Here is an 18,955-nt window from a genome sequence, read left to right as displayed (position 1 = left end):
TATCCTCCATGGGGGAGGCATCGAGAGATGCCTCCCCCATTTCATTTCGGATTCGCGCCCTGAAGGCGTATCGGTGGCGTGGAGTTCTGGCCCATGTGTCATATTTAACCAGACTTAGCGGGCGTTACTGTCTGGGCTTTCCTAAGGCTTGAGGCATTCAACGATTTGATATTAAAGGATTTTTATGAAAAAACCCCTGTGTGGCATGCTCTGTGCTGCGATCAGGGTGATTACGGATCAACAGGGAGTGTGTCATATGAGCCATGAAAAGCATGTTCGCTGGGCCTCTGCCGGACGTTTGACGGCTTTAGCTTCGGCCATGGCGCTGTCGCTGGGTACGTTGAGCCTGGCGGGTTGCGGCAACGATGATGACTTGCCTCCGGTAGAGCAAGAGCCGCCTGCTACTGAGCAACAAGGTTCTCCCATGCAGGATACCACTGCTGATCCAGGCATCGACCAGACTGGTACTGCGGCTGGCGATGGTGCGGAAGACCCGGCGGGTTCCATGGAGCAGATGCCGGAAGAAGATGAGGATGCGTTTCCCGAAGCCGAGCAGGAGCCCGTACCGGATGGGGCGCAGGACACGATGGCGCCCGATGATGAGGAAGCGTCGTTCACGGATGACGACACGGACGATGAAATCGAACGTTAATAGCCGGTTCAATTGAGCACGTTAATTCAATTGAGCGAGTGATGACGATTTCAAGCGCTTGTGGTGATGAGCTGGTAACACTCATGCAAGCGCAGAGGGTGAGAGTCCCTCGACACTTCGTCGAAAGACGACAATCAGGAGGTGTAACATGATGTCCAAGGAATTTTTGAAGCATCTTGGTATTCTGGGGATTACCGTTGGCCTTACGGCAAGCCCGTTGGTCATGGCCCAACAGACCCAGCAAGACCCTGCAGGACAACAGGAGTCAGGCCAAGCATTCGACAGTGAGCAGGGCACCGAAGCCGCACCGGCTAGAGAGGCTGCACCGGGCGTGGATCCAGGCGACCCAGCGGCTCCCGGTATTGATCCGGCCTCACCGGAAGATCCTGGAATGCAGGGTACGGAAGCCGACAGCGATGGTCCGTGGACGGATGAGTCTCCGGCAAGGGAAGCAGCACCTGGCGTTGATCCAGGCGATCCCGCCGCGCCAGGCATCGATCCTGCCTCGCCGGGTGTAGAGACGTCTCCGGGCAATGAAACCCAGACTTCTCCGCAAACCGAGGCTGCCCCAGGGGCTGCAATGCCTGACGACCATCCTGCAGGAGCCGAAGGTGAGGCGGGTTTTGGTGAAGGCGCCGAACCCGTACCGGGCAGCGATGCCGAGCAGGACGAGTGGGAACAAGACGACTATTAACGGTTAGGTAGTCTTGCCTCATGGCTCCGGTGCCAAGCACCGGAGCCAGCCAAGGATGGCGAACACAGGAAGACCTGAAGATTCTCTTGCAAGCGGCAGCATCCACTGACGGCCTGCCACCCCCCCCCTTTGCACCGTCAGTCGGATTGCATGGCGTATTTTGCCCCCAACCTCCCAGGGGGCTTTTTTTGTGGCCCCTTCTTTATCGTTGTTCCGTTTTCAATGTTCCGTTTTCAATGTTCCGTTTGTGGTTGCTCTGTTTATGAAGTTCCGGTTGTCATCGCTCCGGTCCGGGGGTCCGGAAGATTATTCGTCGTCGAGTCGGCGATAGAGCGTGCGCCTGGCGATCCCCAGGATATCGGCGGTACGGCGCTTGTTGCCCCCGGTCGCTTCGAGCACCTTCTGTATATAGCGCTTCTCCACCTCTTCCAGGCTGGGCCAGTTTTGCTGCTTCTCGGCCGCCACCACGGCGTTACCTGCCTCGAGATAACGCGCGTTGCTGCGTTGTTCCAGGCCATGCTGACGAATACGCTCCGGCAAGTCGGCATGGCTGAGCAGGCCGCCTTCGGCGAGCGTCACGGCTCGCATGACGGCGTTTTCCAGCTCACGCACATTGCCCGGGTATGAGTACTCGAGTAGCGCTTGCAGGGCCGAAGGCTCGACGCTTTCGATCTGCTTGCCCTGGGCAGTGGCGTGTTTCTCGATCAGGGCCGAGATCAATCGTTCGATGTCACCGTTTCGCTCCCGCAGGGGAGGGATGCGCAACGAGAACGTCTCCAGGCGATAGAAGAGGTCGCTGCGAAAATTGCCGCTCTCGATCTCCTGCTCCAGTTCGCGGTGGGTGGCGGCGATGATGCGGACATCGACCGACTCCTCCTTCTCGGCCCCCACGGCCTTGACCGTCTTCTCCTGCAGGGCACGGAGCAGCTTGGCCTGGAGGCCGATGGACATCTCCCCGATCTCGTCGAGAAAGAGGCTGCCGCCGTTGGCAGCCTGGAACAGGCCTTGGCGGGAATCGCTGGCGCCGGTAAAGGCACCCTTTACATGGCCGAAAAACTCGCTCTCCATCAGTTCGGAAGGAATGCTGGCGCAGTTGATGGCGATGAAGGGCTCTTCGTTGCGAGGGCTTTCGGCATGGATGGCACGGGCAAGCAGCTCCTTGCCGGTACCGCTTTCTCCCTGCACCAGGATCGGTGCGTCGCTCTTGGCGAGCCGGGCGGCATCATGGAAGAGCGCCTGCATCGTTTCGCTTTCGCCGACGATGCCATGAAAGTGGCTGGGTGGATGGTTCTGGTGAAAGCGCTCCGCGAGGCGGCGGCTCTCCAGCACGCGATAGACCGCCTCGCGAACTCCTTCAAGGTCCAGGGGTTTGGTGAGGAAGTCATCAGCTCCGATTTTCAAGGCTTCTACTGCCTGGTCGATGGTGCCGAAGGCGGTGATCACGATGAAGCCCAATGGATTGCCTTCGCTGCGTAGCTGCTCGAGCAGTTGCATGCCGCTGCTGCCCGGAAGGCGGACATCGCTAATGATCAGTGCCACGTCGCTGTGGCTCATTGTCGCCAGTGCCTCTTCGGCACTGCATACGCCGAGCGTTTGATATCCGGCTTCCTGCAGCTCCTCTTCCAACAGTTCCAGAATGGCCGCATCGTCCTCGACGATCAGGATCGGCAGGCCGCTGGGTGTGGTGTTCCCTGTCACGTGGTAGTTCCTCCTTCGATGGAATCCGTCTGGCTCAGGGGCAGGCCGACCTCGAAGCCGGCGCCTCCCATTGCACTGTCGAAGACGCCGACAGTACCGCCGTGGTCATTGATAATGCGATGCACCATGGACAGCCCCAGACCGCTACCCTGTCCCACGGGCTTGGTGGTAAAGAAGGGATCGAATACCTTCGACTGGTTGGCCCGGGCGATCCCGGCTCCATCATCTTCTACCCACAGGGTAAGCCAGTCCTCATCCTGCCGGGCACTGAGGCGAATCCGCTTGACGCCTTCGGCCTGGGAGGCGTTGCGCAACAGGTTCGTGAGTACCTGGATCAGCTGCTGGCCGTTGGCCAGAAACTGAGGCGACGGATCCGGCAGGTCCATTTCGAGTCGGATGGCGTTTCGCTCGAGGTCATCTTCCACCAACTCCCGGGCGGCGCTTATCAAGCTGTCGAGGTCGAGCGGCTCCTTCTCGACATTGTGCCGTCGGCCGAGCTCCATCAGCTGCCGAACGATCTCGACGATGCGCTCCACCTCACTGCGGATACGACCCAGCTTGGCCCGCTCGTCATCGCCGATCCGGTCCCGGCGGGCCAGGCGCTGGGCCTGGCCGTTGATCACCGTGAGCGGTGCACCGATTTCGTGGGCGACCCCCGCGGCCAGCACGCCGAGCTCCGCCAGTTTCTTTGACTTGCGCAGGCGCTTTTCCAGCTCGATCTCCTTTCGCCTGCGGGCCTCGATGTCGGTGTCCTTCTCGGCCATGGCGTCCAGCATCCCGTTCAGCCCGACGGCCAGGCGGGCGTATTCCTGGGGGCCGTTAGCCTCGGCACGCTGGGTGCGATCTCCCTCCTCGACGCGCTGCATGACTGCCAGCAGGCGCTCAAGGGGGCGTTCGATATGCCGGCGAAATCCCCACCAGATACCCAGCACGATGCCTCCGGCGCCGATCACGAAGGCGATCAGGGCCAACTGGCTGAGGAAGCCGGTGTAGTTCTCGATGCCGGTATTGAGGCGGTTGACCTGCAATACGCCGCGTATCTCGCCGGTGGCCGACGTGAGCGGCTTGAGTGCCGAGTAGTAGTGCCAACCGTCATGTTCCCGATAGGCCGCGCGCATCTCGCCGTGCTCCGCCACGTCGCGAATGGCGTCGGCACTGAACAGGGCCTGGCCCAGCCCCAGGCCATAGATCTCCTGACCGTTGGTATCGAAGACATAGGCGCCATAGATACGGTGGAAGGAGAACGCCGAATAGAGCGATTCCTCCAGTGGCTCCGTGGCATCCCGACTGAGGGCCTGGCTGAGGGTGGTGCCGATGACATGGGTAATGACCTGGACTTCCCGTTCCAGACGGGAGCGAACGTTGTCTTCCAGCGACTTGATCGCCACCAGGCTGAAGATGAGCAGTACCAGGAAGAGGGGGGCGATGACCGTCAGGATGATCAGGTTGCGAAGGCGCATGGGGACTCACGAGCAGCAATCGGAAAGGGCAGGCGCTGGCGGATCACGTTCACCTGACGCCTGCCGCGAGATTCAATCGGCTGGAACCAGCCGGTAGAGGCTGCCCTGCGGATCGTCGTTGAGTAGGTAGAGGCTGCCGTCATCACCCTGGCGGATATCGCGGATACGTCCGATATGGCCGTCGAGTATGGTCTCGCCGGCAACGATATCGCTCCCATCCGGGGTCAGGCGTACGAGCCGTTCGCTGCGCAGGCCACCGGCGAGCAGGTCGCCCTGCCAGTCGGGGAAGGCGTCGGCGGTGACCTGGGCCAGGCCGGACGGCGCCTGGCGGCCCTCGAAGACATGGGCCGGGTCGCGCATGCCGGGCAGGGAATCCTCGCCGATGGGCTGGCCGGTGCCATAATCCCGCCCCAGGGTCACTTCCGGCCAGCCGTAGTTCTCACCGGCCTCGATGAAGTTGACTTCGTCGCCGCCCAGTGGCCCATGTTCGCTGGCCCAGATCTCACCGTCGGCGGTCACGACCATGCCCTGGATATTGCGATTGCCTGCAGTGTAGAGCTCGTCGAGTACCTCGTCGTCATCGACGAAGGGATTATCATCGGGCACCCCTCCGGTGTCGGTAAGGCGCAGCACGCTGCCGGCGTGGTCGCCCTTGTCCTGGGCTCGTTCCGGGTTGGAGCCGCGATCGCCGATACTCATCAACAGGGTACCGTCGGGCAGCCAGGCGAGACGCGAACCGTAGTGGCGCCCCGGGTCGGAGTAACGGTCTTGCACGAACAGTTCCTCGACCTCGGCCAGGCTTTCGCCTTCAAGCCTGGCACGGCTCAGCGCCGTGGCGGTGTTGCCGTTGTCCGGCTTGCTCCAGGTGAAATAGACCCAGTCGTGCTCGCCGTCCCCCCAGGAAGGATGCAGGGCAAGGTCCAGCAGGCCGCCCTGGCCACGGGAATGGACCTCTGGCACGCCTTCCAGGCGGGTGGTGGTTCCGTCTTCATCGACCAGGGTCAGGTACCCGGGCCGTTCGCTGACCAGAAAGCGGCCATCGGGCAGCCTGGCCAGGGCCCATGGGCTTTCCAGGCCGGAGGCGAGCCGCTCCAGGCGCAGGTCAAGATGTTCGGTGCCGATGCGATCGTCGATGATCTCGGCATTGATGTGGGGTGTGATCAGCATGCCGAGTGTCAAGAGGGTTGTCGGTAGTGCCTTGCAGGGCTTGTCCATCCCGCTCTCCCTTCGTCATTATCCGCTGTGTTAGGCCACCTCAGGCTGCAGTAAGGACTCCCCGAAGTGCGCTAGGTTCCCCGATCCTTCCAAGCGGTAGCGCCTTGCTGCTTCTGAATACAGAATATATAATTATATGCATCTCTTCTTCTCTTGCGCGAGGCTCTATGGAAAAGATTAGGCAGAATACGCTGCATGGGGAAGTCGCGAATCGAATTCGGGACATGATAGACCAGGGAATGCTGACGCCGGGAAGCCGGGTTCCGGAGCTCCAGCTCTGCGAGCAGTTCGGTGTTTCGCGGACGCCGCTACGGGAGGCGCTCAAGGTGCTGGCCTTCGAAGGGGTCGTCGAACTCCTGCCGAACCGTGGCGCGCGGGTTGCCAAACTGACCAAGGCAACGCTCAAGAATACCTTCGAGGTGATGCAGAACCTCGAGGCCCTGGCCGGCGAGTTGGCAGGAGAGCGGATCTCCGAGGCGGAGCTGGCCAATATCGAGGCGCTGCACTATCAGATGCTGTCGTACTACAAGAGCGGCAACATGAAGGAGTACCTGCTGGTCAATCAGCAGATTCACGAGGCCATCGTGGTGGCGTCGCAGAACGACGTGCTGATCGATGTCTACAAGAACCTCAACCACCGTGTGCGGCGGGTTCGCTTCACCGCCGAGCTGAGCAGCGACTATTGGTCCAAGGCGGTGGGCGAGCACGAGGCCATGGTCGAAGCGTTGAGAGCACGCGACGGTGTCGCCCTGGGCGAGATCCTGCGGCGTCACCTGCGAAACAAGATGGAGGTCTCGGCACTCGACGACATGGCCGAATGAGTGTTGCCGGCCTCCGTGCCGGCAGGCAGTCCAGGTCTACCGTTGACGCTCGATGCGATAGAGTTTCACGGCGTTATCATGGAACAGCTTGAGGCGTTCGCTATCGCTGAATGTGCCCGTGATGGCCTGGAAGCCCTCGAAGAGGGTGTCAAAGGATGCCACCAGGCTATCGACGGGGAAGTTGCTGGCGAACATGCATCGGTCGACGCCGAAGCAGTCGATGGTTTCCAGTACCACGCGCCGGTTGGCCTCGGCCGTCCAGGTGGTTTCCGGCACCCCGATTCCCGAGATCTTGACGGCGACATTGGGCTGCCTGGCCACGGCGGCCATGGCATCCCGCCACCTTCTCAATCCCTCTTCGCTGCGATCCGCCGGCAGTCCCGTATGATTGATGATGATCTGCGTCTCCGGGTAGGCCTCGGCGAGTTCGGCGGCCTCGTCGAAGTGCCACCAGGGGGTCTGCAGGTCGAAAGAGAGCCGGTGTTCGGCCAGCAGCGCGAATCCGCGTCGCCAGGCCGGGTCACCCATGGAGCCCGGTACCCCCGGCACCACCTCGGTGGCCGAACGGGCCGCCGTTGGCTTGTGGCGGATGCCGCGCACGCGCGGGAAGTCACAGTGCGCGGCCAGCAGCTCCCCGACATCCGGCTGGTTCAGCCGGGCCTGGGCCACCATGACTGTCGGTAAACCTTCCCTGTCGGCGAGCTCATGTACCCAGCGGGTTTCTTCGACCGGGGTGCGTGGATCCCATTCGGCCTCGACATATACCGTACCCGCGATCCGGAAATTTGCCGTATCACGGCGGTAATCCTTGGGCAGGTAGTTGCGCCGGATCGCACTGTAATCGCCGTAGCGAAAGGGAATCATGGGCTCGTCACACAGCCAGGGCAGGTAGTTGCGCTCCAGGTCCCAGAAGTGCTGATGAGCATCGATGAGCGGTATGTCATTCATGAATCAGTGCTCCGGGTTGCTTCCTTCCAGCAGCGACACGATTGCCGCACCGTCGAGCTCGCCCTTGCCCTGCGCGATCAATAGGCTGTAGAGCGCATTGGCCGTCCCCGCCATGGGCATGGCGACATTCAGGCCGTTGGCCGCATCCTGCAGCATGTGCAGGTCCTTGAGAATCTGCCGGGCGTAGCCCCGCGGCTCGAAATCGCCCTCTACCATGCGTGGCAGCAGGTCATTGAGCAGGTTGCTGCCGGCATAGCCGGAGGAGAGCGCCTCGGGAATCTTGCTCACATCGATGCCGAAGCGATTGCCGAGGTTGCAGGCTTCGGCGATCACGCAGTAATTGGATAGCACCAAGGCCTGGTTGATCAGCTTGGTGGCCTGGCCGGCGCCGACCTCGCCCATGCGGGTGAATTGCCCCAAGGTCGCCATCAGGGGCTGGATGGTATCGATGGCGGCCTGCTCGCCACCAGCCATGATCGCCAGGCGCCCTTCGGCAGCGGCACCGGGACCGCCGGATACCGGCGCATCGACGAACTGCATGCCATTGCGCTGGGCGAGGGTCTCTGCCAGGCGCTTGGTGGTGTCGAGCTCGGTGGTCGAGTGGTCGACGACGGTCTTGCCATCGCCCTGCTTGACCTCGACGATGCCCCCCTCACCGAGAATGACCGCTTCCACCGCGGCAGTTGAGATGACGCAAACCTGGATGATGTCGGCACGTTCGGCGACCTCGGCTGGCGATGCGGCGATTTCCACCCCTCTTGCCTTGGCGGCCTGGCAGCAGGCGTCATCGATATCGTAACCGACGACGCTATAGCCGCTGTCGAGCAGGCGTGCAGTAAAACCGGCGCCCATCTTGCCGAGGCCGATGAAACCGATGGTTGTCTTGTCTGACATGAATGCCTCCTTTCGCTTGGCGTGAGCATTTGTATTGTCGTAAGTACTTGGTTTTTCGTAAGAATTTCTGCTATCGCACTCGTTCATTTTTCGCTGGGGCTGCCCTCGTCGTCGTCCGGGTTGGCGCCGACCAGGCCGGCAAGTTCCTTCAGGACCACGACGCCGGCCTGGACCATGATGAAGGCGCCGCCCAACACGATGGTCATGCGCGGCCAGTAGAGTGAGAAGGTGCGGCTGGTGACGAGTTCGTTGCGCCCCAGTTCGACCAGGGCATGGCCGGACTGGTACACCTTCAGGGCGAAATAGAAAATCAGCAGGTGAATGGCGATGACGAACAGGCGCTTCAGAACCCTGGGCAATGCATTGAGCAGCAGGTCGACCTGAAGGTGGGAGCCGTGTCGGATACACACGGCCGCTCCCCAGAGTGCCAGGATCGGCAGCTGATAGGCGGCGGCCTCCTCGATCCAGGCGAACGGGGAGTGGATGACGTAGCGCAGCAGGACCTGGGCGAACATCAGCAGGAAGATGCTCGACATCACCACCACCAGGACCGCCTGGAGCGCCCTGTCCATCCAGTAGGCCAGCAGATCGACGGCCTGGACGAAGCGCCTTAGCGTGTAACTGACATTGCTGTCGGCCATATCAGATGCCTCCGAAGCCAAGGGCGCGAGGCAATGCCTCGCTGAGGGCCGGAATCGCCACGATCAGTGCGGTCAGCACAATCTTGACCAGAATGAAGGGCCAGGCGTAGCGGCTGATTTCCGCCACCGACATCTTGCCCACCAGCGAGGCGGTGAGCAGGGTGCCGCCGAAGGGGGGCGTCAAGTGCCCGACCCCCAGGGCAGAGATGATGATCATCGCCGTCTGGACGTCGCTGAAGCCCAGCTCCATGGTGAAAATGGGGATGATGATCGGCCCCAGCAGCAGCAGGTTCGAGTTGCGGTCGATGAACATGCCTGCAATCAGCAGCACCAGAATGATCAGCGCCACGATGCCGATGGGCGACTGGGTGATCTGCAGCAGGAAGTCCACCACCTGGGTGGGGATGTTGCGTCGCACCACCACATAGGAAAACATCGCAGCAACCCCCACCAGGATGGTGATGGCGGCACTGGTGATGGCGGTCTGGCGAATGATGGGAATCAGTTCGCGCAGGCGAATGGTGCGATAGATCCCTACGGTGACCACCAGGCCATAGGCGACTGCCACCGAGGCGGCCTCGGTGGCGGTGAAGAAGCCGCCCAGGATGCCGCCCACGACGATGATCGGCATGCCCAGAGGGATAGCGGCCTTGATAAAGGTACGGCCCAGCTCTCCCAGCCCCAGCCAACCATGGGTGGGGATGCCATAGCGCCATACCATGGCATAGGTGACCAGACCGAACAGCAGGGTCAGGGCCAAGGCGATGGTCAATCCCGCGGCAAAGAGGGCGCCGATGGAAACGCTGAAGGCCGAGCCATAGATGATGAGGACGATGCTGGGCGGAAACAGCGGCGACAGGGTCGCTGATGCGGCGGTCAATGCGCCGGCAAAGCCGCGGGGATAGCCTTCTTTCTGCATGGCCGGGATCATCACGGGGCCCATGGCGGCAACATCGGCATAGGCCGACCCCGAAATACTGGAGAAGAACAGGCTGGAGGCGATATTGACCTGAGCAAGTCCCGCCTTGAAGTGACCCACCAGTGCTCGGGCCAGGTCCATCAGGCGGTCGGTCAATCCGCCACGGGACATGATCTCCCCCGCCAGCAGGAAGAGAGGAATGGCCAGGAAAGTGAAGGAGGTCATGCCATCGAACATTCTCAAGGTGAGAATGTTCATCGTCGCCTCGCGGCCGGTTTCCCAGTAGTGAATCAAGGATGCACCGGCCATCGCCATGAAGACGGGGGCACCGATGATGATCAGCCCGACCAGGGCAATGAGCAGGGATAGAGCGATCACGGCAACTCCCAACCGAGTCGAAGGATTGCGCCCCCTTCCCGCCGCGGGAGCCCGCAGAGGGAAGGGGGGAGCACTCATGGACGTAATGTCAGTCGGTAGTGGAACCCTTCACACCCGCAATGCGTTGCTCGGTCCGCTCGAGGGCGGCTAGCGTCGCCTCGATGTAAGACTCCGGCACCTCCTCCTCGATGAAGTTGCGGGCCGCCGGCACGGCGATGTCCTGCCACTGGCGCAATTCATCGACCGTGGGTACATAGATCTCCTTGCCCGCCTCGGCCATCAGCACCAGGGCCTCGTTGTCATCCTGGAAACTGATTGCATTGCTCGTGGCCGTCGCGATGATGGCGGCTTCGTCCACCGCCTGGCGGTGGGCTTCGGGCAGGCTTTCGTAGAAGTCGTTGTTGGATACCAGCCACAGGTATTCGTACATGTGACCGGTGAGGGAGACATAATCGGCGACTTCCATCAGGCCGGCATCCCAGGCGGATGACAAGCCACCCTCGAGGCCGTCGATCAGGCCACTCTGCAGAGCCGAATAGCGCTCCGGCGCCGAAACCGTGACGATCTGCGCCGCACCCAATGCCTCGAACAGCTCCTGGTGCAGCGGTACCGCCTGGGTACGCATCTTGATGGCATGTTCCTGCATGTCGGCGGGAGTCCGGATCGGGCCACGGGTGGTATAGAGGTGACGGATCGAGTTCTCCATCAACGCGAGCAGGCGCATGGTATTGCCGCTGGCATCGAGTAGCTCGTCGCGGGTCAACTGCATGTACTCGGGGTCCTGGGGCAGAGCCCAGAACACGCTGCGCTCGGTGAACAGGAACGGCCAGCTGTGGACCTGAGCGTGGGGGAAGATGCTGGCGATACCGCCAGCGCCCGGGAGGTTGAACTCCAATTCACCGAGGCGCAGCTGGTCGGTAATCTCCCTGTCGCCACCGAGCGCGCCATGGCGCACCAGGTTGATGGTCAGTTCGCCATCGGTGGCCGCCTCGACATGGTTCTTGAAGGCCTCTGCGGCTTGTACCCCGTAGTTCTGATGTGGATGGGCCAGGGTGGCCTCAACGCTCTGGGCCAAGGCCAATGGGGTGAACAAGGCTGAAATCGAGAGGGTGCAGAGCAGCTTGCTGGCGTGCTTTTTCATGATTGTTCTCCGTTTGCTGTTTTTGATGCGCTCTTGTTCTTGTCGTGGTTCTTGTCGGGCATGCGAGATGCCCTTGTCGCGGCTTTCCCTGCCGGATGAGGCCCGCGTCCCCGAGAGGGCGCTGCCCTTCCAGGTCATAGCGGCTATCTTCATTATGTCATTATGAACACATAATTCATTTTAAGGTGTAGAACATTTATCACGGTGGCTCAACCGTTTTCAAGTCGGTGGCGGCCCATGCGACAGGCGATATCGAAGGCGTGCCGTATGGCCTGGACGTTCGCCTTGCCCTGTCCGGCGATATCGAAAGCGGTTCCGTGGGCGGGAGTGGTGACGGGAATCGGCAGGCCGCCCTGTACGGTGACACCGCGCTCGAAGCCGAGCAGCTTCAGCGCGATCTGGCCCTGGTCGTGATACATGGTCACCACGCCATCGAACTCCCCGTCACGTGCGCGCCGGAATAGCGTGTCGGCGGGGAAGGGCCCCTGGGCGGGATAGCCGGCACCGACGCAGGCCTCGACGGCAGGGGCAATGATGTCGATCTCCTCGCGACCACAGGTGCCACCCTCGCCGGCGTGGGGATTGAGCGCCGCGACCGCGATTTTCGGATGTTCCAGGCCGCTGGCGATCAGCGCCTCGTGGATCAGTCGCGTGGCGCTCATGATGCGTTCGTGGGTCACATGGCGGGCAGCCTCGGCAAGCGGGACATGGGACGAGATGCGCGATGTCCAGAGGTTGCCCAGCGTATTGAACTCGCAGACATCGGTGGTGACGCCCAGGTACTCGGCCAGGAAGTGCAGCTCGTCTTCATGCTTCAAGCCACCCTGCTTCATGGCCAGCTTGTTGAGGGGCGCAAAGCAGATGGCGTCGATGTGACCGTCGTTCGCGGCATCCAGGCAGTGAGCCAGTACCTTCAGCACCGAGGCGCCGCAAACCGGCGAGACCTGGCCATACTCCGCTTGGTCGCGATCCAGCGTATGCAGGGGGAGCAGGGTGGGGGTGGAATGCTCGCGGGCCTGTTCCATATCGTCGATTTCGGGAAGCTCGAGGCGGGTGCCGGCGATGCGCTGGCCTTCCTGCCATAGCCAGGGGTCGCCGACCACGACGATCGCGGCCTGATCCGCCGTTCCTCGTTCGGCGAGTAACCGGGCCACCAGCTCAGGGCCGATGCCGGCGGGGTCGCCCAGGGTCAAGGCAATGCAGGGGCGGGGTGTAGTCATGTTCCTCTCCTTCCAAGTTCGGCTTCCGAATTCGGCTCAGGGTTCTTGCCAGGCGGCGCCGCCGGGATAGGCGTGCCGTGCCAGCGAGTCGGGATGCATGGTGATGCTGTAGCCCGGGGCCGTGGGAACCTGATAGCGACCGTTGCGGACCACCACGGGGTCAACGAAGTGCTCGTGGAGGTGGTCGACGTACTCGAGAACGCGTCCCTCCAGCGAGCCGGAAACGGCGATGTAGTCGAAGATCGAGACGTGCTGCACGTATTCGCAGAGACCCACCCCGCCGGCATGGGGGCAGACCGGCACGCCGTACTTGGCCGCCATCAGCAGCACCACGATGACCTCGTTGAGGCCGCCGAGGCGGGCGGCATCCACCTGGCAATAGTCGATGGCGCCGGCCTGGAGCAGCTGCTTGAACATCACCCGGTTGTGGCAATGTTCGCCGGTGGCCACGCCGATCGGCGCCAGGCGCCGGCGAATCTCGGCATGACCGAGGATGTCGTCAGGGCTGGTCGGCTCCTCGATCCACAGCGGGTCGAACTCGGCAAGCACGCGCATGTTGGCGATCGCCTCGTCCACGTCCCAGACCTGGTTGGCGTCCATCATCAGCGGACGCTCCCAGCCGATCTCCTCGCGCAGGATCTGGGCGCGGCGCCGATCCTCCTCGAGGTTGCCGCCGACCTTCTGCTTGAAGTGCGTCCAGCCCTCGGCCAGGGCCTCGCGGGCCAGCTTGCGAACCTTGTCGTCCGGGTAGCCAAGCCAGCCGGCCGATGTGGTGTAGCCCGGATAGCCGTGCTCGCGCATCTCCTGCTCACGCTGGGCCTTGGCCGCCGCGTTGCGCTTGAGCATGGCCAGCGCTTCCTGTGGGGTCAGCGCATCGCTGACGAAACGGAAGTCGAGGCAGCTCACCAGAGCTTCCGGGCTCATGTCCGCCAACAGCTTCCAGACCGGCTTCTTCTCCGATTTTGCCCACAGGTCCCAGATGGCGTTGACGATGGCGGCGGTGGCCAGGTGTATGGCCCCCTTGTCGGGCCCAATCCAGCGCAGCTGGCTGTCGCTGCTGGTCAGGTGGCGCCAGAATTCCCCCATGTTCGAGGTGATCTCCTCCAACGACGCCCCCTCCACCAGGTAGGCCAGCGACTCCACCGCCTTGACGCAGATCTCGTTACCCCGGCCGATGGTGAAGGTCAGCCCGTGCCCCTCCAGCCGTGCATCGTCGGTATGGAGTACGACATAGGTGGCCGAGTAGTCCGGGGCGGCATTCATGGCGTCCGAGCCATCCAGGGAGCGCGAGGTGGGGAAGCGAATATCCTGAACGGACAGGCGAGAGATGGTGGTCATACAATCGGTTTCCTTTTGTACGTCAGTCGTTATCGTTCCAGCCTAGAAGGGGAGTGCAATAACCTTCCAATCGAAATTTGCGCCCCGCTGATCCATTCTGGTTATCAATAAGCGGCAAGCAGAGAGAGGGTAACGATGGACAAGCTGACGACGGCGAGCCTGTGTGCCTGGCTACGCTTCAAGCACTTACAGCTGCTGGCGAATCTGGGGCAGAGTCGTAACATGCATGCCGCCGCCCGCCAGATGCACCTCAGCCAGCCGGCGGCCAGCAAGATGCTGCGCGACCTGGAGACCTACTTCGGCTTCGCGATCTTCGAGCGGCAGCCGCGTGCCATGGTGCCTACCGAGCTGGGCGGGCATGTGCTGCATCATGCCGAACGCCTGCTCAACGACGTACAGCGCCTGGTCGAGGATGTGGAGTCCCTGCGTGAGGGGGGCTACGGGCGCCTCGCCATCGGGGCCATACCGGCCGCGGCCCCCGAGCTCCTGCCGGCGGCGATTGCCGCCCTGAAGCAGCGGCGGCCGCGGCTGGCGCTGCGCATCGACGAGCAGAGCAGCGATAGGCTATTGCTGGCGCTGGAGTATCGACAGCTGGACCTGGTCATCGGACGCCTGACCGAAGTCAGCCAGCACAACCAGTTCGATTTCGAAGCGCTGCTGGAGGAACCGCTCCGTGTCGTGGTGCGCTCGGGGCATCCACTGGTGAAAGGCGGGGAGGCGTCACTAGGCGTACTCAGCCGCTGGCCTTGGATACTGCACCCCTTGAGCAGTCCGATGCGCGGCGTCTTCGAGACGGCCCTGGCCGAGGCTGGCATTGCCACGCCCGAGGACATCATCGAGACGACCTCTACCCAGTCGATCCTGCAGCTGCTGCTGGCCTCCGACATGTTGGCCGTGCTGCCCCACTCCGTCCTCAAGAGGCCCCTGGCCAGCGGCCAGTATGCGACCCTGCCATTGACCATCGGCAAGCCGCTGGACCACTACGGCATCATTACCCGCAAGCACCAGCCGCTCTCCACGGCGGCGGTCGAGTTGATCGACCTGCTGCGCGAGCAGGTGGCATTGGCACGCCGCAGCCCATCGGCAGCGGGGCCATCCGGGCCGTGACAGGACGGCCAATCAGGTCAGCTGGGTCAGCTCGTTGAGGTAGCGGTTCTTGCGCGCGACGTAGTCCTTGCTGCTCACGGCGAGACCGGCTATTTCCTCCTCGCTCAGCGTCCGCACGACCTTGGCGGGGGAGCCGAGGATCAGCGAGTTGTCGGGAAAGTCCTTGTTGGAGGTGATGACGGAACCGGCGCCGATCAGGCAGTTGTCACCGATCCTGGCGCCGTTGAGCACCGTGGAGTGCATGCCGATCAGGGAGCCGTTGCCGATGGTGCAGCCGTGGAGCATGACGAGGTGGCCTACGGTGACGCCTTCGCCGATCTCCATCGGGAAGCCGGGATCGGTATGCAGTACGCAGTTCTCCTGGATGTTGCTGCCCGGGCCGATGACGATCGCCTCGTTGTCACCACGCAAGACGGCGCCGGGCCAGATGCTGACGTCCCGGGCCAGGCGGGCATCGCCGATGACCGCGGCTTCACGGGCGATGAAGACGGTATCGTCATAGGTCGGGGCCAGGTCGTCGAGTGCATAGGTAGCCATGGTGGTTCTCCGTCAAGGCAATATCGGAAAGGCGCGGATGCCGGAAAGGGCGCCACCTCCTACGTTAGGAAGCGGGGCATAACGCGTCAATAATTTTGAATTCACTTTTTCTCTCTTCTCCATCTTCTGCTTCTCCCTGATTTCCTTCCCTCCTTGACGAGCTTGCGACCAAAGTCTAAATGTGGAAATGAATTATGTGTTCATAATCATGCTGTGACGCAGGCTTCACGCCGCCAGCACGTAAGCAACAGCCGCAAGGAGAGATACCCATCATGAGCGACCCCAGCGACGAACTGCTTCATGAACGCATCGGCCGTGTTGCCTGGCTGACGTTCAACCGCCCCCGAGTGCGCAATGCCATGACCTGGGCGATGTACGACGCGCTGGAGAAGCACTGCCGCGAGTTGAACGATGACTCGGATGTGGATGTGGTGGTCCTGCGCGGGGCGGGTGGGGAAGCCTTCGTTGCCGGTACCGATATCAAGCAATTTGCCCATTTCACCGAAGCGCAGGATGCGCTTGATTACGAGCGGCGCATCGATAGCGTGATCGGCGGCCTGCATGCCCTAAACAAGCCCACCATCGCCCTGATCGAGGGCTACTGCGTCGGTGGCGGCGCGGCTATCGCCATGGCCTGCGACTTTCGCTACTGCACGCCGGACCTGAAGTTCGGCATTCCCATCGCCAGGACCCTGGGCAACTGCGTATCGATGACCAACGTCTCCCGGCTGGTGGATCTGGTCGGTCCGGCACGAGCCAAGGAGGTGCTGATGCTGGCCAGGATGATCGGAGCGGATGAGGCGAAGCTCGCGGGCCTGGTGACCGATAGCTTCGAGGCTGACTCGATCGAAGCGGAGGTGGGGCGAGTCATCGAGCGCCTCCAGGGGTTCGCTCCCTTGACCCTGGGCGCCTGCAAGGAGGCGATCCATCGCGTCCAGGTCGCACGCCAGCCGGCCGAGGGCAGCGATACCGACCTGATATCGCTCTGCTACACGAGCCAGGACTTCCGGGGTGCCGTCGCATCTTTCATCAACAAGACACCGCATAGCTGGAGCGGCCGTTGAGCCGCTCGCTTTCCGCCGACCAAGAGGTAATGAATATGCTTCCCCTAGCCAACATGAAGGTGCTGGATATTTCGCAGATCATGGCCGGGCCGTACTGCACCATGGTGCTGGGCGACATGGGGGCCGAGGTCATAAAGGTTGAGAAGAATGGCGGCGACGACAGCCGGCAGATGGGGCCCTACATCAACGACGAGTCGACCTGCTTCGCCCAGATAAACCGCAACAAGAAGAGCATCTCGATCAACCTCAAGGAAGATGAGGGGCGGGAGATATTCTACCGACTGGCGAAGGACGCCGATGTCATCGTCGAGAACTATCGCCCCGGGGTGGCCAAGTCCCTCAAGGTCGACTACGAAACGATTCAGGCCCTGAACCCCGGCATCATCTACTGCTCCATCTCGGGTTACGGCCAGACGGGGCCCTCCAGCCACAAGGGCGGGTTCGACCTGGTGGCGCAAGGCATGTCGGGTTTGATGTCGATGACGGGGGAGCCGGGGCGGCGCCCCCTGAAGACCGGGATCGCCGTGTATGACATTGGCGCCGGCATCACCGCGACCTACTCGATCCTGGCCGCCTATATCCACAAGATGACGACCGGGGAAGGGCAGCAAGTAGATGTTGCCATCGCCGAGTGCGGGCTGCCCTGGTTTACCTGGGAAGCCGCCGCCTATTTCGGCGAAGGCACCATTCCCGAGCCGACCGGCTGGCGGCACCGGGTGTCGGCGCCGTACCAGGCGCTCAAGGTCCAGGATGGCTACATCATGCTGGGCTGTGCCAACCAGCGTACCTGGGAGCGTCTCTGCCATGAAGTGATCCAGCGCCCGGACCTGCTCGAGGAGCCGCGCTTCGCCACCAACCATCTGCGTGGCCAGAACGTGGAGGAGCTGGAAGCGCTGCTGGAAGAGATTTTCGTGACGCGCACCAAGCATGACTGGCTCGAAGCGTGCGACAAGGCCGGCGTGCCCGCAGGCCCCATCAACAACTTCGCCGAGGCGCTTCAGGACCCTCACTACCTGGCAAGGGGGATGGTCCAGGAAATGGAGCACCCCACCATTGGCAAGATGAAGACCATCGGTTTCCCCGGCAAGCTCTCTCGCACGCCGCCCACCATACGTCGCCCGGCGCCGCTGTTTGCCCAGCATACCGACGAAGTGCTGGCGCAGCTGGGCATCGACGGGGCGCAGTGCGACGCGCTGCGGGAGCGAGGCATCATCAGTTGACGCCTCGAGGGGGTCTGTGCTGCCGCCCGGGCTACATCAGGATCGCCAGCAGCACCGGCAGGTAGATCAGCGACAGCAGCGTGGAGCAGAACACCAGGCTGGCCGTGTAGGCGGCACCCCGGCCGGCACGCAGGGCAAAGAGGTAATTGAATACAGCGACCGGCATGCTCATCTGCAGGATGAGAATGCTCTGGGCCAAGGGGGGGAGGCCGACCAGGATGCCGATGCCCCAGGCCACCAGCGCGGCAATGGGAATGCGCAGCAGGCTGAAGCCGATTCCCGACTTCAATCCCTTGACCTGGATGCTGGCCAGGGAGACCCCCAGGGTGATCAGCATCAGCGGTACGGTAAAGCCGGAAATCAGGTCGACGCTGTTGTCCAGCCACAGCGGCAGTTCGGTATCGGTCAGCAGCAGGGCCAGGGCGATCAGAATGGCGTAGACGGTAGGCGTCTTGGCCAGGGTGCGCAGCGGGTTGCCGCGGCTGGCCATCATGGCGCCGATGGTGAACTGGAACAGCGAGACCGTGACCATTATCGTGATGCCGAATACGAAGCCGGCGCTGCCGAAGGCGTAGAGCACCACCGGAAGCCCCATGTTGCCGGTGTTGGGGTACATGGTGGGGGCCAGCAGGACCCGCCAGTCGCGCCGCACCAGCTTGGCCAGCACGAAGGCCATGCCCGCCATCGTGATGATCACCAGCGCGGCGGCCAGCATGGTGCGCCCGAAGCTGCCGGCATCGATGTCCGCCCCGGAAAGCGAGGCCAGCACCAGCGCGGGCGTGCCGATATTGAAGACCAGACGCGTGACGAAATCCACGGGGTAGGGGTGGCCCAGTCGAATCCAGGTAAAGCCGAGCCCGGCACCGGCCAATACCGGCGCCATGACGGCAAAGAGTTCGGCAACCATGCAGGTGTCCTGTTGAGTGACTGTTCGCGGAAGGGGCTTTTTCGTGCCTATTGTCGAGGTATCGGCCCTGCCACGCAAACCGTTAGGCCGCTAAACGCGCT

Annotated in this window: 18 protein-coding genes; 6 read left to right on the top strand and 12 right to left on the bottom strand. The window is 62.5% G+C overall.

Annotated features, from left to right (window positions below; translation table 11 throughout):
• Window positions 1-184 precede the first annotated feature (184 nt).
• Window positions 185-652, top strand: coding sequence for a hypothetical protein (locus DU505_RS14275; RefSeq protein WP_114479660.1), 468 nt, complete (start codon window positions 185-187; stop codon window positions 650-652).
• 148 nt (window positions 653-800) lie between these two features.
• On the top strand, window positions 801-1,346 hold the full coding sequence (locus DU505_RS14270; protein ID WP_114479659.1) for a hypothetical protein: 546 nt from the start codon (window positions 801-803) through the stop codon (window positions 1,344-1,346).
• A gap of 306 nt (window positions 1,347-1,652) precedes the next feature.
• On the opposite strand, the gene DU505_RS14265 is transcribed toward DU505_RS14270, so the two are convergent.
• The 3 genes from DU505_RS14265 to DU505_RS14255 all read right to left on the bottom strand — a co-directional run bounded on the left by DU505_RS14265 (window position 1,653) and on the right by DU505_RS14255 (window position 5,719).
• A complete protein-coding gene (locus DU505_RS14265) occupies window positions 1,653-3,044 on the bottom strand; it encodes a sigma-54-dependent transcriptional regulator (protein WP_114479658.1) in 1,392 nt (463 codons plus the stop codon).
• Window positions 3,041-4,504: a sensor histidine kinase gene (locus tag DU505_RS14260; RefSeq protein WP_114479657.1), complete on the bottom strand. Its 1,464-nt coding sequence runs from the start codon at window positions 4,502-4,504 to the stop codon at window positions 3,041-3,043. The genes DU505_RS14265 and DU505_RS14260 overlap by 4 nt, the downstream gene beginning before the upstream one ends.
• 72 nt (window positions 4,505-4,576) lie before the next feature.
• On the bottom strand, window positions 4,577-5,719 hold the full coding sequence (locus tag DU505_RS14255; RefSeq protein ID WP_114479656.1) for a PQQ-dependent sugar dehydrogenase: 1,143 nt from the start codon (window positions 5,717-5,719) through the stop codon (window positions 4,577-4,579).
• A gap of 167 nt (window positions 5,720-5,886) precedes the next feature.
• Between DU505_RS14255 and DU505_RS14250 the strand changes: the two genes are divergently transcribed.
• The gene (locus tag DU505_RS14250; RefSeq protein WP_114479655.1) at window positions 5,887-6,540 is read left to right on the top strand and encodes a GntR family transcriptional regulator; all 654 of its coding nucleotides are present in this window, start codon (window positions 5,887-5,889) and stop codon (window positions 6,538-6,540) included.
• Between the two features lie 36 nt (window positions 6,541-6,576).
• Here the strand turns inward: DU505_RS14250 and DU505_RS14245 are convergent, their stop codons facing one another.
• The 7 genes from DU505_RS14245 to DU505_RS14215 all read right to left on the bottom strand — a co-directional run bounded on the left by DU505_RS14245 (window position 6,577) and on the right by DU505_RS14215 (window position 14,019).
• The gene (locus tag DU505_RS14245; protein WP_114479654.1) at window positions 6,577-7,488 is read right to left on the bottom strand and encodes an amidohydrolase family protein; all 912 of its coding nucleotides are present in this window, start codon (window positions 7,486-7,488) and stop codon (window positions 6,577-6,579) included.
• Window positions 7,489-7,491: 3 nt separating this feature from the next.
• Window positions 7,492-8,382, bottom strand: coding sequence for an NAD(P)-dependent oxidoreductase (locus tag DU505_RS14240; RefSeq protein ID WP_114479653.1), 891 nt, complete (start codon window positions 8,380-8,382; stop codon window positions 7,492-7,494).
• An 83-nt stretch (window positions 8,383-8,465) separates the two neighbouring features.
• The gene (locus DU505_RS14235) at window positions 8,466-9,023 is read right to left on the bottom strand and encodes a TRAP transporter small permease (protein ID WP_114479652.1); all 558 of its coding nucleotides are present in this window, start codon (window positions 9,021-9,023) and stop codon (window positions 8,466-8,468) included.
• 1 nt (window position 9,024) lies between these two features.
• Window positions 9,025-10,320 carry a TRAP transporter large permease gene (locus tag DU505_RS14230; protein WP_181872832.1) on the bottom strand — a complete coding sequence of 432 codons (1,296 nt, stop codon included), beginning with the start codon at window positions 10,318-10,320 and terminating at the stop codon, window positions 9,025-9,027.
• A gap of 88 nt (window positions 10,321-10,408) precedes the next feature.
• Complete coding sequence (locus DU505_RS14225) at window positions 10,409-11,461, bottom strand: TRAP transporter substrate-binding protein (RefSeq protein ID WP_181872831.1); 1,053 nt, start codon at window positions 11,459-11,461, stop codon at window positions 10,409-10,411.
• Between the two features lie 209 nt (window positions 11,462-11,670).
• Entirely contained in the window at window positions 11,671-12,681 is a 1,011-nt protein-coding gene (locus tag DU505_RS14220; RefSeq protein ID WP_114479649.1) for a 4-hydroxythreonine-4-phosphate dehydrogenase PdxA, read from the bottom strand.
• Between the two features lie 36 nt (window positions 12,682-12,717).
• Complete coding sequence (locus tag DU505_RS14215; protein WP_114479648.1) at window positions 12,718-14,019, bottom strand: L-fuconate dehydratase; 1,302 nt, start codon at window positions 14,017-14,019, stop codon at window positions 12,718-12,720.
• A 135-nt stretch (window positions 14,020-14,154) separates the two neighbouring features.
• On the opposite strand from DU505_RS14215, the gene DU505_RS14210 reads away from it, so the two are divergent.
• Window positions 14,155-15,126 carry a LysR family transcriptional regulator gene (locus DU505_RS14210; protein ID WP_114479647.1) on the top strand — a complete coding sequence of 324 codons (972 nt, stop codon included), beginning with the start codon at window positions 14,155-14,157 and terminating at the stop codon, window positions 15,124-15,126.
• 12 nt (window positions 15,127-15,138) lie between these two features.
• Here DU505_RS14210 and DU505_RS14205 read toward each other — a convergent pair whose 3' ends face one another.
• A complete protein-coding gene (locus DU505_RS14205) occupies window positions 15,139-15,663 on the bottom strand; it encodes a gamma carbonic anhydrase family protein (RefSeq protein ID WP_114479646.1) in 525 nt (174 codons plus the stop codon).
• 272 nt (window positions 15,664-15,935) lie between these two features.
• On the opposite strand from DU505_RS14205, the gene DU505_RS14200 reads away from it, so the two are divergent.
• Together DU505_RS14200 and DU505_RS14195 are read left to right on the top strand one after the other, a co-directional pair.
• Window positions 15,936-16,727 carry an enoyl-CoA hydratase/isomerase family protein gene (locus DU505_RS14200; protein WP_114479645.1) on the top strand — a complete coding sequence of 264 codons (792 nt, stop codon included), beginning with the start codon at window positions 15,936-15,938 and terminating at the stop codon, window positions 16,725-16,727.
• A gap of 35 nt (window positions 16,728-16,762) precedes the next feature.
• Entirely contained in the window at window positions 16,763-17,947 is a 1,185-nt protein-coding gene (locus DU505_RS14195; RefSeq protein ID WP_114479644.1) for a CaiB/BaiF CoA transferase family protein, read from the top strand.
• A gap of 31 nt (window positions 17,948-17,978) precedes the next feature.
• Here DU505_RS14195 and DU505_RS14190 read toward each other — a convergent pair whose 3' ends face one another.
• Entirely contained in the window at window positions 17,979-18,854 is an 876-nt protein-coding gene (locus DU505_RS14190; RefSeq protein ID WP_114479643.1) for an AEC family transporter, read from the bottom strand.
• Window positions 18,855-18,955 lie beyond the last annotated feature (101 nt).

This window comes from Billgrantia montanilacus (assembly GCF_003336675.1).
Lineage (GTDB): Bacteria > Pseudomonadota > Gammaproteobacteria > Pseudomonadales > Halomonadaceae > Halomonas > Halomonas montanilacus.
This window is presented reverse-complemented; position numbering and strand designations above follow the sequence as displayed.